Below are 13,349 nucleotides of genomic sequence, written 5' to 3' on the forward strand. Positions count from 1 at the left end.
AGAGAGATGTCACCTCCCGGAAGAATCATCGCGGCGGTCCTCGGCACGGCCCTGGCGTTCGCGAGCGGCGGCTCGGCTTCGGCGGGTACGGCTTCCGCGACGGAGTCGGCTTCGGCGCCGGCAACGGCGACCGCGACCGCGACCGCGACCACCTACTCCGTGGCCGTCGGCGCCAAGGGGTCGTGGACGCACCCGGACGACACCCCGGCCAACCCCTACATCGACAAGGACGGCACCTTCTACTTCCAGCAGGCCCATTCCCTCTACGGCGCGACCCAGAGCCGCGCGTGGAGCTTCTTCACCGGGACCGATTTCGACTCGGCCCGCTTCTCCGACACGATCGGCAACGCGGGCACGAACGCGAACACGACCGCCTTCTGCAACAACAGCCCCACCGGCGTGGAGTCCACCTACGCGCCCGCCGGTTCGGGGTACTCGCAGCGCAACTTCTGCGATCTGACCGGGATGTGGGTCGACCCGGACACCGGCGACTGGTACGGGCTGGTACACAACGAGTTCAGCCCGCAACCCTTCGGCGACGGTGTGCACTTCGACTCCATCGACTACGCGGTCTCCCGAGACCAGGGCCGGACGTGGACGATCAAGGACCACGCCATCACCTCGCCCTACAGCACCAAGCGGGGTGACACCGCCGCCTTCCCTAACCAGACCTACTCCTATGGCGACGGCGACCAACGGCTCTACGTGGACACCGCCTCCGGCTACTTCTACGCCTTCTACGGCTCGCGCGTGGTGGACAAGAACGGCGGCTGGAAGGCGTTCCACGCGCACGTGGCCCGGGCGCCCATCTCGGGGAAGATGGCGACCGGCACCTGGCAGAAGTGGTACGACGGCGCATGGTCGCAGCCCGGCGTGGGCGGCAAGGAGAGCAACGCGGTACCGGTGGACGCCACCAACTCCACCGGATACACGCCCACTTCGAAGGAGTACGACCCGGCCAACACCGGCACGGTCGCTCAGCAGGTCGCGGCCGGCACCGCGCCGTCGACCTCGCCGCTGTTCGTCATGGACATCACGTACAACGCCTATCTGGGGTTGTACATCGGGCAACCGCAGGCGGTCGACCAGAGCGGGAACGCGCCGCAGCAGTTCTACGCCACCGACAACCTCGCCACCCAGAAGTGGAAGCTCATCGGCGACACCGGCGGCTACCACACGGCTTCGTGGTACCGCTGGTTCCTCGACGGCGCGAGCAAGACGAGTTCCATGATCGTCGGCAAGAACTTCCGCTCCTACTGCTCCTTCGGCTGCTCCGGCGGATCCTCGTCCGAATACGTCAACGTCGACATCGGCAGCTCGGCGCCCGCCGTCGCCCCGTTCGACCCCGCGAAGACGTACCGCATCGGCGGCGGGAGCGGCCGGGTCCTGGCCCAGGTGTCGGGCGGCTCGGCCACCACGTCCCTGCCGGCCGCCACCGGATCGAGTCTGGAGGCGTGGAGCTTCGCCGCCAACGGTGACGGCTCCTACCGCATCACCAACGCCGCCACCGGCCGACTCCTCGGCGTCCCGACCACCCCGGCCGCGGGCCGCGCCTGGGGAACCGCCCCCACCGTCACGGCGGTCGGTGCCGGCGGGCCGAGCCTGGGTCAGCAGTGGTTCGTCATCCCCGGCACCGCCGCCGACGGCGCGGCCACCGGGACGTACCGGCTGGTCAACCGCTACAGCGGACTGGTCGTCGGCCTCTCGGGGACATCCGGCCGACTCGCCGAGACGACCCCGGTCCGCGCCTGGACCGACACCACCGGCAGCGGCGTCGGCGCGGGCCGTACCGCCGCCGAGCAGACCCTGACCATCACCGCGGTCGGCACCGGGCCGGGCGACCTGAGCGGCACCCACACCCTCACCACCGGCGGCAAGGCCCTCGACGACCCGAATCACAGCACCACGCCCGGCACTTCGCTGATCACCTGGACCGCCGGCGGCGGCCTCAACCAGAGCTGGCGCTTCACCCGGCAAAGCGACGGCTCCTACGAACTGGCCAACGCCGAATCCGGGCTGTGCGCCGACGTCGAGGGCGCCGCGACCACGGCCGGCGCCAAGATCGTCCAGTGGACCTGCACCGGCCGCGACAACCAGCGGTGGACCCTGACCGGGCTGCCGGCCGGGGACTACACCGTCGCCTCCGTACACAGCGGACTACTGCTCACCACCGGCTCGACCGCGAACGGCGCTGCGGTAACGCAGCAGACGGACACCGGGTCGCCGCTCCAGCGGTGGACGATCACCTGACGGACCCCGGGATGTCATCGATCCCGGCGCGGGGATCGATCGGGCCGCCTTGAATCGATATTTCATTTGTGATCGACTGGCATCGATATCAAGGCGGCTCGACCGGGAGGACCCCCGGCGGCTCGACGGGGGAGGATCCCCATGGCGAACGACAGGCCACGTGACGCCGCCCGGCCACCCGGGATGGCCGACGTCGCCCGAGTCGCCGGCGTCTCCGCGCAGACCGTCTCCCGCGCTCTGGCCGGCCATCCGAACGTCCAGGCCGAGACCCGCGCGAAGGTGCTGGTCGCCGTGGACCAGCTCGGCTACCGCAAGAACAACGCGGCCCGGGTGTTGTCCTCGGGGCGCAGCCGTTCCCTCGGCGTGGTCACCCTCCAGACCGGCTTCTACTCCCGAACCGCCCTCACCGTCGGCATCGAACGCGCCGCCGACGAGGCCGGCTACACCGTGAGCACCGCCACCACCGCCTCGCTGGACACCTCCGCGATCGAGGCCGCGCTGATCCGGTTGTCCGAGCAGCACGTCGAGGGCGTCATCCTCGCGGTGCCGCTGATCCACGTCAGCCGGCGCATCGAACAGCTCACCTCCGTGGTGCCCACCATCACCGTCGACGGCTCGCGCACGGCGGCGACCGAAGTGGTCGCCGTCGACCAGGTGTCGGTGGGCCGCTTGGCCACCCGGCACCTGCTCGACCTCGGGCACGAGAGCGTCTGGCACGTCGCCGGGCCGCAGGAGTGGCACGACGCGGCCGGCCGCTCGCGGGGCCGGGTCGCGACCCTGGAGGAGGAGGGCCGGTCGGTGCCGCCGGAGCTGGTGGGCGACTGGTCCCCCGCCTCCGGCTATCACCACGGCCTGATCCTGGGCAAGATCCCCGACGTCACGGCGGTCTTCGTGGCCAGCGACGAGATGGCCTTCGGGGTGATCCGCGCGCTGCACGAACTCGGCCGCCGGGTGCCGGCGGACGTGTCCGTGGTGGGTGTGGACGACATCCCGCTGGCCGAATACTGCTCGCCGTCCCTGACCACCGTGGCCCAGCCGTTCGGGCGGATGGGAGCCCTCGCGGTCGGCCGGCTGCTGCGGTACATCGCCGACCCGGCGGCGCCACAGGAGCCGGCCGCGGTGGAGCCGACGCTGCTGGTTCGGGCCAGCACGGGACCGGCGCCCGGGGCGTCGCCGGCGGCCTGATCGCCGTTACCGGGTCGGGGACTTCGGTCCGTTCTCGGTTACGTTCTCGGTCAGGCCTCGCAGTCCCGAGGTGAGGCGGCCCAGCAGTATGGGGAGGGCCTCGCGGTCGGATTCGGGCCAGTCTCGGGTGACTTCGGCGATGACGTCGCTCCAGGCCGCCCAGATCCGGCGCAGCGTCTCCTCGCCGTGGTCGGTGAGTTCGAGGGCGGCGGCGCGGGCGTCGTCGGGGTCGGGGGTACGCCGTACGAATCCGGCGGCGACGAGTTCGGCGACCTGGCGGCTGAGGGTGGTGCGGCCGACCTCCATCCGATCGGCGAGGTCGGACAGGCGTACCGGCTGGAAGTCGCCGATGCGGGTCAGGGCGAGCACCAGGTGGGTGGGGACCCGTACGCCGGCCTCGCGTCCCACACGTTCGACGAGGCGGTCGTCGCGGGATACGCGCACCAGGTCGCGCAGGGGCGGGATGACCGAGCGCAGCCAGGCACCGTGCGGCGAGTCGCCGCCTATGGCCGCCTCGCTGAGTCGGGGGTGCGGGTCGGGCTGGGGGGTGGCGTCGGTCATCTGGGCTTCCCGGTCGCGTCGTGTGGTGCCGGGCCGCCCGGCGGGGCCCATTTTAGCAAGATAGTTGCGTCAGTGGCGCAACTGTGGTTCGGTGCAGGGCCGGGCAATCCAGCGAAAGGAACCCGCCGTCATGAGCGACCGCGAGCAGCGGGCGAAGACCGTCGCGAACTTCTGGAAGGGCGTCGACAGCCACGACTGGGACCTCGTCGCGTCCACTCTCGCCGACGATTTCGTCCGCATCGGCATGCGCGACAACGAAGAGGACACCTGCCGGGGCAAGGACGCGTACATCGCGTTCGTGTCCGGTGTGATCGGCCGCACCCGGGCCCACGAACTGCGGTCGCGCTTCACGTTCCTCAGCGACGACGGCCGCTACGCGTTCAACGAGGCCGTGGAGACCATCACGTACGCCGCCGGCGAGGAGCCGCTCGCGATGCGCTTCGCCAACTACCTGGAGCTGAACGACGACGGGCTGATCCGCAAGCTCGACATCTTCTGGAAGACGCCGTCCACGATGCCGCCGGACTGGATCACCGTCGACTCGATCATCGGCGACGACTCGGCAGCCGAGACGGCGTAGCGGCCGGAGGACGTGGCGGCGCCGGGCGCGATCAGCGGGTGAGGGGGAGTTGGTTGCCGGTCGCGCCCGCTTCCAGGGTCGGGTAGTCGGGGTGGTCCAGGCGGTGGTGGGCGTAGACCTGGTCGGCCCACGGCGGGTCGAACGGGGTGAACGCGCGCAGTCCCAGGACGCGGCCGATCGGTCGGGTCGGGTGGGCGGCGTTGAAGTCGGCGATCGCGGCGGCCTCGCCGATCTGCTCGACGGTGCCCGGGAGATCGTCGAGGTAGCAGGTGACCCTGGGCAGCAGGTGGCCGTGGTCGGGCCTGCGGAAGAGTTCGAGTGCGGTGGTCGTCGAGGTGTAGTGGTCCAGGTCCAATGCGACGAACCCGACCGGGTTTTCCCGGAGTTCGCGGGTGTGGGTGTCCAGGTAGTCGGGGAGCGTGCGGTCGAGGTCGCCGATCACCAGTTCGGTCTCGCCCAGGCGGGCGCGTAGTCGGGCGTGGTCCATGGCGTAGAAGCCGGGGCCGAACAGGTAGGGCAGGTCGCGGGGGTCCTTGGCCGGCGGCATGCCCGCCCCGCCGTCGAAGCCGACCACGCGCACCGCCACGCCGGTGGCGGCGGCGTAGTGGCGGGCGTGTTCGGCCAGCGCCAGCAGACCGTTGCCGCCGGCGACCCCGAACTCCACCACCGTCACGCCCCGATGCCCCAGGCGTGCGGCCGATTCGGTGGCCCGGCGCACGCCGTAGGCGTAGTGGGGCCGCTCCACCAGGCCGAACCGGTACGCGGTCGCCGGGCCGACGCCGGGGAGTCGGCGTAACAGCCGGTTCCGGGCGGCGTCGCGGGTACCGGACTTCGACCAGTCCCACACCGTGTCGGCCCAACCGCCGGTGGGCCGACGACCGAACGGATGACCCTTTTGTGCGCTCGTACCCGAACCCCTGCGCATCACGGGCGATTCCTTCCCGACACGACGACGACAACCGGTCACCGGCAGCCTTCCCGCCCGCGCCCGCCGCGCAATCCCGGGCCGAGGGCCCGGGTGCGCAGGCCCGGAACGGCCCGGGGCGCCGTGGGGCCTGCTCGCCGCGCTCCAGGCCTTGCCGGGCAACCGCGAGGTGCTCGGGGAACCGGTGATCGCGATACCGGCGCCGCCGACGTGAGCGGTCGGGTCGCGTCGTGGGGTCGGGTCGGGTCAGGTCCGCGCCGGGTGGCGGGCGCGCGGCGGGCTGTCGCCGAGGAGTTCCAGGCCCAGTGAGGTCAGCGAGTGCAGGACCGCGCCGCCACGACGGGTCGTGGTGATCAGCCGGGCGTTTCGCAGCACGGTCGCGTGTTGGCTCGCGGACGCCGGCGAGACGTTCAGCCGACGGGCCAACTCCGTGGTCGTACAGCCGTCGTTGATCACGGTCAGCGCGGCGGCCCTGGTCTGCCCCAGGAGGGCGCCGAGCGCGCGGTCGTCGCCCGTACCGGGCTGCCACAGCGCGGCGCCGTCCTGGAGGTCGCGCACGGTGGGTACGGCCAGCACGTACGGCGCGGTTTCGTCCTGGACGTCCCAGAGCACCGCCGATTCCCGCCAGACGAAGAGCGTCGGTGCGATCACCAGGCCCCGGCCGCCGAGCACGATGTCGTGGTCCTTGCGCCGTCGGATCTCCAGGACCGGCGGATTCCACCGGATGTACGGCACGTACAACCCGGCCAACAGTCCTTCGACGCCGCCGTCGAGCAAGGTGCGGGTGTAGCGGCTGCGGGCGGCCTCCAGATGCGAGCGCACCCGCTCGTGGAAGGGCGCGACCGTCACGGCATGGGCGGCCCGCAGCGCCTCGGCGAACTCGCGGCGCGGTTCGAGGGCGCCGTCCAGAAAGTCGCGCACCCAGGTCGCGTAGGCGGGATCGAAGGTCAGGTCCGCCAGTTCCGCGCGTAATCGCGCGCCGGGTACCGCGAGCAGGTTCTCGATGCCCTCGTCGAGGGAGGGCGAGTCGCCGACCAGCGTGCGCAGGTCCAGGCCGGGGCCGCGGACGGGCATCAGCGCGGTGAGCGGACCGGGCGCCGCCTCCAGTCGCGCGGCCACCTCGGCGCGCCAGGCCCGGAAGGGCAGCGGTCTGCGCGGGCCGTGCAGCAGTTCCAGGCTGTGGTAGGTCTCGGCCGCCGCACCGACCGTCGTGGCCAGTCGGGTCCGGGCCAGGTCCTCCGCGGTGAAGTGGATCCGCAGCACTCGTGTACTCCGAGGGTCGGTGGCGATTCGTCCGAGACGCGCTGTATGCCGCCTCCCGTTGGGTGCGCACCTCATCGGGAGGACCACGACAGTGTGCGTCCTCGACGGCGCTCCGACCAGCGGGTTTCAGCCCAGCCTGAAAGGCGTTTTCAGACGACGCCGAATCGACCAGGCTTCGGACACGAGGCGAACGGACAACGTCGTCCGCCCGCCCGAGCAATTCGAGCCGGAGTGGAGGACTCCGGGTGCGAAGCCACATGGGTACAGGCGACGAAATCGGCCGAAGATCCGACACGGGGCGGAAGCACAGGCCGAACAAACACGCCGCCCGACCCCAAGCGGCCCCACACCCGGATCACGCCCCGCCCAACGGGGAGGGCCGGGCCTTCCACCAGACTCGCCCCCGGCCGGAGGTGACCGGATATCCGCCCACCTCCGGCCGCACACGTCGCGATGTATCGTCGGCGGCATGTTGGTGTGGGAGCGGGAGGAGCCGCCGAGTCGGCCGGTGCCGGCGCCGTTGAGTCGGGAGCGGATTCTGGGTGCGGCGATCGGGCTGGCGGATGTGGACGGCCTGGAGGCGGTGTCGCTGCGCAAGGTGGCCGCCGTGCTGGGCGTCGGGCCGATGCGGCTGTACGGCTACATCGCTACCAAGGAGGAGTTGCTCGACCTGATGGTCGACGCGGTTCACGCCGAGATTCGGCCGGTCGGAGACGGTTGGCGCGAGGTGCTGCACTCCCTGGCCGAAACCACCCGGCAGGCCGCCCACCGGCACGAGTGGTTCGCCGATCTGATCGGTGGGCGTCCCCGGCTCGGGCCGCACGCGCTGGCCAGGGGGGAGGCCGTGCTGGCCGCGATGGGCGACATCGGCCTGGACATCGTCGTGCCGGCCGTCGACGCGGTCGACGCGTACGTGATCGGCGCGGTGCGCCGGGAGATCACCGAGTGGCGCGCCGAGCGGGCCACCGGGATGGACAAGCGGCAGTGGCAGGCCGCCTTCGGGCCCTATCTGGAACGCGTCTTCGCCACCGGCCGATACCCGGCACTGGAGTCGGTCGTCCGCGACGGCCCGCACCCGGACCCCGACGAGACCTTCCGGACCGGCCTCGACTTCATCCTCGACGGCATCGAGGCCCGCCTCTCGTACTGACGCGCCGGCGACCGCGTGTCTCACTCGGCGAGTTCCGCGCGCAGTGCGCCGACCGAGGCCGGGTCCCAGCCGGGGCGCGGTGCGGAGCCGACCAGCAGCCGGGTGTAGGCGTGTCGCGGGTCGGTCAGGATGTCGCAGGTGCGGCCCTGTTCGACCGCCACGCCGCGATAGAGCACCAGCAGGTCGTCGGTGACCTGCTGCACCACGGCGAGGTCGTGGCTGACGAACACCAGCGCGACGTGCGTCTCCGTGCGCAACTCGGTGAGCAGGTGCAGGATCTGCGCCTGGATCGACACATCCAGCGCGGAAACCGCCTCGTCGAGCACCAGGACGCGCGGGCGGGCCGCCAACGCCCGGGCGATGGACAGCCGTTGCCGCTGTCCGCCGCTGAGCCGATGCGGACGCGCGTCGGCCTCGCGCGTGCCCAGCCCGACCTGGTCGAGCAGTTCGCGCACCCGCTTGTCGCGGTCCGCCTCGCCGTGCAGCCGCAGTACGCCCGCCACGCACTGCGCCGCGGTGAGCCGGGGGTCCAGCGACACGTACGGGTCCTGGAAGACCATCTGGATCTCCCGGGCCCGACGCAGCCGCTCCGCCGCGCCCCGTACGCGTGGCGCGCGCGCATGTCCGTCCACCGCGATGGTGCCCGCGTCCGGGCGGACCAGGCCCACCAGCATGCGCGCGATCGTGGTCTTGCCCGAGCCGGACTCGCCGACCAGGCCGAGCGAACCGCCCGGGGGCACGGTGAAGGAGATGTCGTCGGCCGCGACCGTCCGGCCGCCGCGTCGGCCCGGCAGCGCGAACTCGCGGCACAGGCCGTGTACTTCCAAAGCCGGCGTGGTCATGCGCGCACCATCTCCACGGGGTGGTCCAGGTCGGTGCGGCGGCACATCACGCTGCCGCCGCCGTCGAGTTCGCGGGCGACCGGCCGCCAGGTCTCGCACGCGCCCTGCGCCGCCGGGCAGCGCGTGACGAACGGGCAGCCGGGGAAGGCGTCGTCCAGCGACGGCGGCCGGCCCGGGATCGGCCGGATCGGGCGCGGATCGCCCAACTCCGGTGTACAGGCGAGGAGTCCGGCCGTGTACGGGTGGCGAGGATCCGCGAACAGCTGCTCGGCCGTGCGCTCCTCCACGACCCGTCCGGCGTACATCACGTACACCCGGTCGCAGTAGGCCGCGGCCAGGTGCAGGTCGTGCGTGATGAACAGCAGGCCCAGGCCGCGCCGGGCGCGGTGTTCGCGCAGGATGGCCAGGATCTCGGCCTGGGTCGTCACGTCCAGCGCGCTGGTCGCCTCGTCCGCGAGCAGCAGTTCGGGGTCGCCCGCGAGCGCCGCCGCGATCACCACCCGCTGGAGCATCCCGCCGGACAACTCGTGCGGGAACTGCCGCAACCGCTCGGCCGGTCGCACGATGCCCACCGCTTCGAGCAGCCGCAGCGCCTCGGCGTACGCCTGCGCCTTCGGCCGGCCCAGGGTGTGGATCAGCCGCTCGGTCAGGAAGTCACCGATCCGGCGCACCGGATTCAGCGAGGAGCGGGGATCCTGGTGCACCATCGCCACCCGGCGGGCCCGCAGTTCGCGCAGGTCGCCGGTGGCCAGGGTGAGCACGTCGCGCCCGCCCACGCCCACCCGGCCGCGGATCCGCGCGTCGCGCGGCAACATCCGCAACACGGCCTTGGCGGCGGTGGACTTGCCCGAGCCGGACTCGCCGACCAGGCCCACCACTTCGCCGCGATCCACGCGCAGACGCACCGCGTCGAGCACCGGGCGGCGCGCGCCGACGCCGGGCAGTTCGACCGTCAGGTCCTCGATGTCCAGCAGGCGATCGTGGTCGAGCCGGTTCTCGACGACCGCGTTCGTCTTGTCGACCGTCGTCATCGTTCCCTCACCCCCAGGCGGTCGGAGATCCGCACGCCGACGACGTTGAAGGCCACCACGACCAGGGCGATCGCGGTGCCGGGTACCAGGGCCGGCCACAGCGCGCCCTGGACCAGCGCGGCCTGCCCCTCCTTGACCATCAGCCCCCATTCCGAACTGGGCGGCTGGGCACCGAAACCCAGGTAGCTGAGCGTGGCCATGCCCATCAACACCTGGCCGAACATCAGCACCAGGTAGCCGATCAGCGACGGCGCCAGGTTGGGCACGAGCCGCCGGGCGCAGATCGCGAATCCGCCCATACCCTGCACCCGGTAGGCGTCGATGTAGGGCTTGGCCCGCTCCGCGAGCGCGATGCTGCGGGTGTACTTGGCCACCACCGGCGAGTAGGCCAGCGCGAGCGCGATCACCGCCGTGGTCAGCCCGTCGCCGAACACCGACACGATCAGGATGACGAACAACAGCCCGGGGAACGCGAACATCACGTCGGTGACGCGCGAGACGAACGCGTCCACCCAACCGCCGTACCAGGCGGCCAGCGTGCCCAGTGCGATGCCGATCACTGACGCGAGCGCGAGCAGCGCCAGCGGCGCCACCAGGCTCGGGCCGGCCCCGTGCAGCACCCGGGAGAGCAGGTCGCGCCCGGACTGGTCGGTGCCCAGCACGTGCGCGCCGTCGGGCAGCGCGAGCGAGGCGTTCAGGTCGATCGCGTCGGGTTCGTACGGCGCCACCAGCGGCGCCAGGATCGCCAACGCCGCGGTCAGCAGCAGGAATCCGGCCGCGATCCGGAACGGGATCGGCCAGGTCCGCTTGGGCTTGGCCGGCTCGGGGGATGCCGTGGCGACCGAGGGCACGGCGGCTTGGAGGAGGGTCATGCGGCGCTTCCTTCGAGGCGCACCCGCGGGTCGATCAGCGGGTGGACGAGGTCGACGAGCGTGGTGACGAGCATGTACGCGAGCACCATGAGCAGCAGCACGGCCTGGGTCACCGGGAAGTCGTGCGTATTGATCGCCTGGACGAGGAGCGAGCCCATGCCGCTGATCCCGAACGCGGTCTCCACGACCACGGTGCCCGCGAACAGGCTCGCGGTGATCAGGCCGCACATGGTGACCACCGGCGCGAGCGCGTTGCGCAGCACGTGTCGGCGGATCACCTTGAACTCGGACAGTCCCGCCGCGCGGGCCACGGCGACGTGGTCCTGGGCGTACTGCTCCAGCATGCTCTGCCGGGTCACCCGGCTGACCACGGCCAGTTCACCCAGGGCCAGGGAGAGCGCGGGCAGGGTCAGATGGTAGAGGCGGTCGCCGAAGCCCTCGCCGGCGCCGGTGACCGGGAACCAGCCCAACTGCACGCCCAGGAAGGCGACCAGGGCCAGCGCCTTGACGAACTTGGGGATCGACGCGAGCAGCGTGGTGACCGCGACGACGATCGCGTCGACCCGCCCGCCGCGCACCGCGGACACCACGCCGAGGGCGACGCCGGCCACCACGAACAGCACGGCGGAGTAGGAGACGAGGAACAGCGTGGTGGGCACGCGCGAGGACACCAGGTCCGCGACCTGGTCGTGGTACTGCATCGAGCGGCCGAGGTCGCCGTGCAGGACGCCGCCGATCCAGTCCCCGTACTGCACCCACAGCGGGTCGTCGAGGTGGTAGGCGGCTCGGACGGCGGCCAGCTTCTCCGGCGTCGCGTCCTCCTGGCCGCCGACCAGGAACGCGGCCGGGTCGCCGGGTGCGGCGTAGATGGCGCCGAAGATCACGAAGGACGCGGCGAGCAGGGTGACGAGCAGCCCAAGGGTGATGCGCAGGGCGCGGGCGGGCATGGGAGACACCTCCGGGGGCGGGGGAACGGGCCGGGGCGCGCCGGTGGGGCCGGCGCGAGACGTCAGCCCTTGGCGCCGAGGTCGGCCAGCCACGGGTAGGCGACGTTGGACATCGACGCGGGGGCGCCGGTCAGCTTGGTGCTGGTGACCAGCACGTTCGGCACCTGGACCAGCGGCAGCCACACCGCGTCGGCGGTGAACCGGCGCTCGGCCTCGACCAGCAGCCTGGCCCGGGCGGCGTCGTCGGTGGTGCGCAGCGCCTCGTTGACGACCTTGTCGTACTCGGGCGAACTGAAGCCGACCCAGTTGTTGTTCGATCCGGTGAGCGCGTTGTCGTAGAAACCGGCCGGGTCGGCCTTGGAGATGTACCAGTCGTCGGCGAACATGTCGACGCTCTTGCGCAGCGCCTGGTCGGTGTACAGGGAGGTGAAGTCGGCGCCGGACATGGTCTTGATCTGGGCCTTGAGGCCGATCCGGTGGGCCGCGTCCACCACCGCGTTGGCGATCAGGTTGCGGGTGGGCGTGCCGTCGTTGGCGATCACGAGGGTGGGGGCGGCGGGGCCCAGTTCGGTGACCAGCTTCTTCGCCGCGTCCAGGTCGGCGGCGCTGGGCTGCGCCGGGGCGCCTTGGAGGGCGTCGTAGCCGGCCTGGAAGGTGGCCTTCTCGTAGCCCCACGCGCCCGGTCCCAGGGGCGTCTTCCAGGGGGTGGCGAGTCCGGCGAAGGCCGCCTTGGCGATGCCCTGGCGGTCCAGCGCGAGCGAGAGCGCGCGCCGCACGCGCGGGTCCTTCATGCCGCCGCGCTCGGTGGGGATGAGTGTCCAGGCGCGGGAGGAGGAGCCGTAGGAGACGGTGAGCGCGCCGTTGCCGGCCAGGGGCGGGACGGCGCTCATCGTGGTGAGGTAGGTGCCGTCGGCGGCGCCGGTGGTCATGCTGTTGACCATGGCGTTCTCGTCGGCCCAGCCGAAGGTGGCCGAACGCACCAGCGGCTTGCGGGACTTGTCCCAGTAGGCGTCGTAGCGCTCCAGGGTGATCCGGCTGCCGGCCTTCCATTCCTTGAGGGTGTACGGACCCGTGCAGGCGTCGGTGCGGCCCGGGGTGCCGTAGTCCTTGCCCGCCGGCTCGGCCTGTTCGCGGTCGAGCACGACGCCCGCGTTGCCCGCGAGGGCCTTGGTGAACAGCGCGTCGGGTTCCTTCAGGCGTACGGTGACCTCGGCGTCGCCGGTGCGTTCGATGGAGCTCACCCGCTCGAACTCGTCCGACTCGTTCCTGCCATCGGCGGCGTGCCGTTGCAGGCTCCACACCACGTCGTCGGCGGTCATCGGCGAACCGTCGTGGAAGGTGACGCCGGCGCGCAGCTTGAGGACGAGCGTGGTGGGGTCGGTGTAGGTGGCCGAGTCGGCCAGGTGCGGGCGCGAGCTCAGGTCGGGTTGGGTCTGGAACAGTCGTTCGCAGACGTTCGCGAGCAGCGCGTTCGAGTCGCTGTCCGAACGCACGTCCAGATCCAGCGACTTGGGTTCCTTGGCGAGCAGCCATCTGACGCTGTCCACCGGGCCGGTGCCCTTGGCGGTGGTGTCGGTCAGCGCGAGGTCGGCGGGTTTGCCGGGGGTGCCCGCGGGGTGGTTGCCGCCGGCGGTCTTGTTGGAGCAGGCGGTGCTCAGGCCGAGCAGGGCCGCGAGGCCGAGGGCGGCGAGGGTGCGGGTGCGGGACATGCGACTCTCCGGGGGATGCGGGCGTGCGGGGACG

12 protein-coding genes are annotated in these 13,349 nt (G+C 71.8%); 4 read left to right on the plus strand and 8 right to left on the minus strand.

Annotated features, from left to right (window positions below):
- The first annotated feature begins 6 nt into the window (after positions 1-6).
- Entirely contained in the window at positions 7-2,250 is a 2,244-nt protein-coding gene (locus ACMXN5_RS34395; RefSeq protein WP_439678816.1) for an RICIN domain-containing protein, read from the plus strand.
- Positions 2,251-2,391: 141 nt separating this feature from the next.
- Entirely contained in the window at positions 2,392-3,435 is a 1,044-nt protein-coding gene (locus tag ACMXN5_RS34400) for a LacI family DNA-binding transcriptional regulator (RefSeq protein WP_439678817.1), read from the plus strand.
- 6 nt (positions 3,436-3,441) lie between these two features.
- Here ACMXN5_RS34400 and ACMXN5_RS34405 read toward each other — a convergent pair whose 3' ends face one another.
- Positions 3,442-3,996 carry a MarR family winged helix-turn-helix transcriptional regulator gene (locus tag ACMXN5_RS34405; protein ID WP_439678818.1) on the minus strand — a complete coding sequence of 185 codons (555 nt, stop codon included), beginning with the start codon at positions 3,994-3,996 and terminating at the stop codon, positions 3,442-3,444.
- A gap of 130 nt (positions 3,997-4,126) precedes the next feature.
- Between ACMXN5_RS34405 and ACMXN5_RS34410 the strand changes: the two genes are divergently transcribed.
- Entirely contained in the window at positions 4,127-4,576 is a 450-nt protein-coding gene (locus ACMXN5_RS34410) for a nuclear transport factor 2 family protein (RefSeq protein WP_380006166.1), read from the plus strand.
- Positions 4,577-4,607: 31 nt separating this feature from the next.
- On the opposite strand, the gene ACMXN5_RS34415 is transcribed toward ACMXN5_RS34410, so the two are convergent.
- Both ACMXN5_RS34415 and ACMXN5_RS34420 read right to left on the minus strand, forming a co-directional pair.
- Positions 4,608-5,501: a hypothetical protein gene (locus ACMXN5_RS34415; protein WP_439681340.1), complete on the minus strand. Its 894-nt coding sequence runs from the start codon at positions 5,499-5,501 to the stop codon at positions 4,608-4,610.
- Between the two features lie 246 nt (positions 5,502-5,747).
- The gene (locus ACMXN5_RS34420) at positions 5,748-6,764 is read right to left on the minus strand and encodes an ArsR/SmtB family transcription factor (RefSeq protein WP_439678819.1); all 1,017 of its coding nucleotides are present in this window, start codon (positions 6,762-6,764) and stop codon (positions 5,748-5,750) included.
- Positions 6,765-7,233: 469 nt separating this feature from the next.
- On the opposite strand from ACMXN5_RS34420, the gene ACMXN5_RS34425 reads away from it, so the two are divergent.
- Positions 7,234-7,914 (plus strand): TetR/AcrR family transcriptional regulator, encoded by a 681-nt coding sequence (locus ACMXN5_RS34425; protein ID WP_439678820.1) that lies wholly within the window; start codon positions 7,234-7,236, stop codon positions 7,912-7,914.
- A gap of 20 nt (positions 7,915-7,934) precedes the next feature.
- On the opposite strand, the gene ACMXN5_RS34430 is transcribed toward ACMXN5_RS34425, so the two are convergent.
- The 5 genes from ACMXN5_RS34430 to ACMXN5_RS34450 all read right to left on the minus strand — a co-directional run bounded on the left by ACMXN5_RS34430 (position 7,935) and on the right by ACMXN5_RS34450 (position 13,315).
- Positions 7,935-8,756, minus strand: a complete 822-nt coding sequence (locus tag ACMXN5_RS34430) for an ABC transporter ATP-binding protein (protein ID WP_439678821.1) — start codon at positions 8,754-8,756, stop codon at positions 7,935-7,937.
- Entirely contained in the window at positions 8,753-9,787 is a 1,035-nt protein-coding gene (locus tag ACMXN5_RS34435) for an ABC transporter ATP-binding protein (RefSeq protein WP_439678822.1), read from the minus strand. Before ACMXN5_RS34435 ends, ACMXN5_RS34430 begins: the two co-directional genes overlap by 4 nt.
- On the minus strand, positions 9,784-10,659 hold the full coding sequence (locus tag ACMXN5_RS34440; protein ID WP_439678823.1) for an ABC transporter permease: 876 nt from the start codon (positions 10,657-10,659) through the stop codon (positions 9,784-9,786). The genes ACMXN5_RS34435 and ACMXN5_RS34440 overlap by 4 nt, the downstream gene beginning before the upstream one ends.
- The gene (locus ACMXN5_RS34445) at positions 10,656-11,606 is read right to left on the minus strand and encodes an ABC transporter permease (protein ID WP_395794902.1); all 951 of its coding nucleotides are present in this window, start codon (positions 11,604-11,606) and stop codon (positions 10,656-10,658) included. The genes ACMXN5_RS34440 and ACMXN5_RS34445 overlap by 4 nt, the downstream gene beginning before the upstream one ends.
- A 62-nt stretch (positions 11,607-11,668) precedes the next feature.
- Complete coding sequence (locus ACMXN5_RS34450) at positions 11,669-13,315, minus strand: ABC transporter substrate-binding protein (RefSeq protein ID WP_439678824.1); 1,647 nt, start codon at positions 13,313-13,315, stop codon at positions 11,669-11,671.
- Positions 13,316-13,349: the final 34 nt, after the last annotated feature.

The organism is Embleya australiensis, assembly GCF_051903075.1.
GTDB lineage: Bacteria > Actinomycetota > Actinomycetes > Streptomycetales > Streptomycetaceae > Embleya.

What these genes read in the sequence shown, in the direction of transcription:
- ACMXN5_RS34395 (WP_439678816.1), top strand. Translation starts at nt 7, where the DNA reads ATGTCACCTCCCGGAAGAATCATCGCGGCGGTCCTCGGCACGGCCCTG.
- ACMXN5_RS34400 (WP_439678817.1), top strand. Translation starts at nt 2,392, where the DNA reads ATGGCGAACGACAGGCCACGTGACGCCGCCCGGCCACCCGGGATGGCC.
- ACMXN5_RS34405 (WP_439678818.1), bottom strand. Translation starts at nt 3,996, where the DNA reads ATGACCGACGCCACCCCCCAGCCCGACCCGCACCCCCGACTCAGCGAG.
- ACMXN5_RS34410 (WP_380006166.1), top strand. Translation starts at nt 4,127, where the DNA reads ATGAGCGACCGCGAGCAGCGGGCGAAGACCGTCGCGAACTTCTGGAAG.
- ACMXN5_RS34415 (WP_439681340.1), bottom strand. Translation starts at nt 5,501, where the DNA reads ATGCGCAGGGGTTCGGGTACGAGCGCACAAAAGGGTCATCCGTTCGGT.
- ACMXN5_RS34425 (WP_439678820.1), top strand. Translation starts at nt 7,234, where the DNA reads ATGTTGGTGTGGGAGCGGGAGGAGCCGCCGAGTCGGCCGGTGCCGGCG.
- ACMXN5_RS34430 (WP_439678821.1), bottom strand. Translation starts at nt 8,756, where the DNA reads ATGACCACGCCGGCTTTGGAAGTACACGGCCTGTGCCGCGAGTTCGCG.
- ACMXN5_RS34435 (WP_439678822.1), bottom strand. Translation starts at nt 9,787, where the DNA reads ATGACGACGGTCGACAAGACGAACGCGGTCGTCGAGAACCGGCTCGAC.
- ACMXN5_RS34440 (WP_439678823.1), bottom strand. Translation starts at nt 10,659, where the DNA reads ATGACCCTCCTCCAAGCCGCCGTGCCCTCGGTCGCCACGGCATCCCCC.
- ACMXN5_RS34445 (WP_395794902.1), bottom strand. Translation starts at nt 11,606, where the DNA reads ATGCCCGCCCGCGCCCTGCGCATCACCCTTGGGCTGCTCGTCACCCTG.
- ACMXN5_RS34450 (WP_439678824.1), bottom strand. Translation starts at nt 13,315, where the DNA reads ATGTCCCGCACCCGCACCCTCGCCGCCCTCGGCCTCGCGGCCCTGCTC.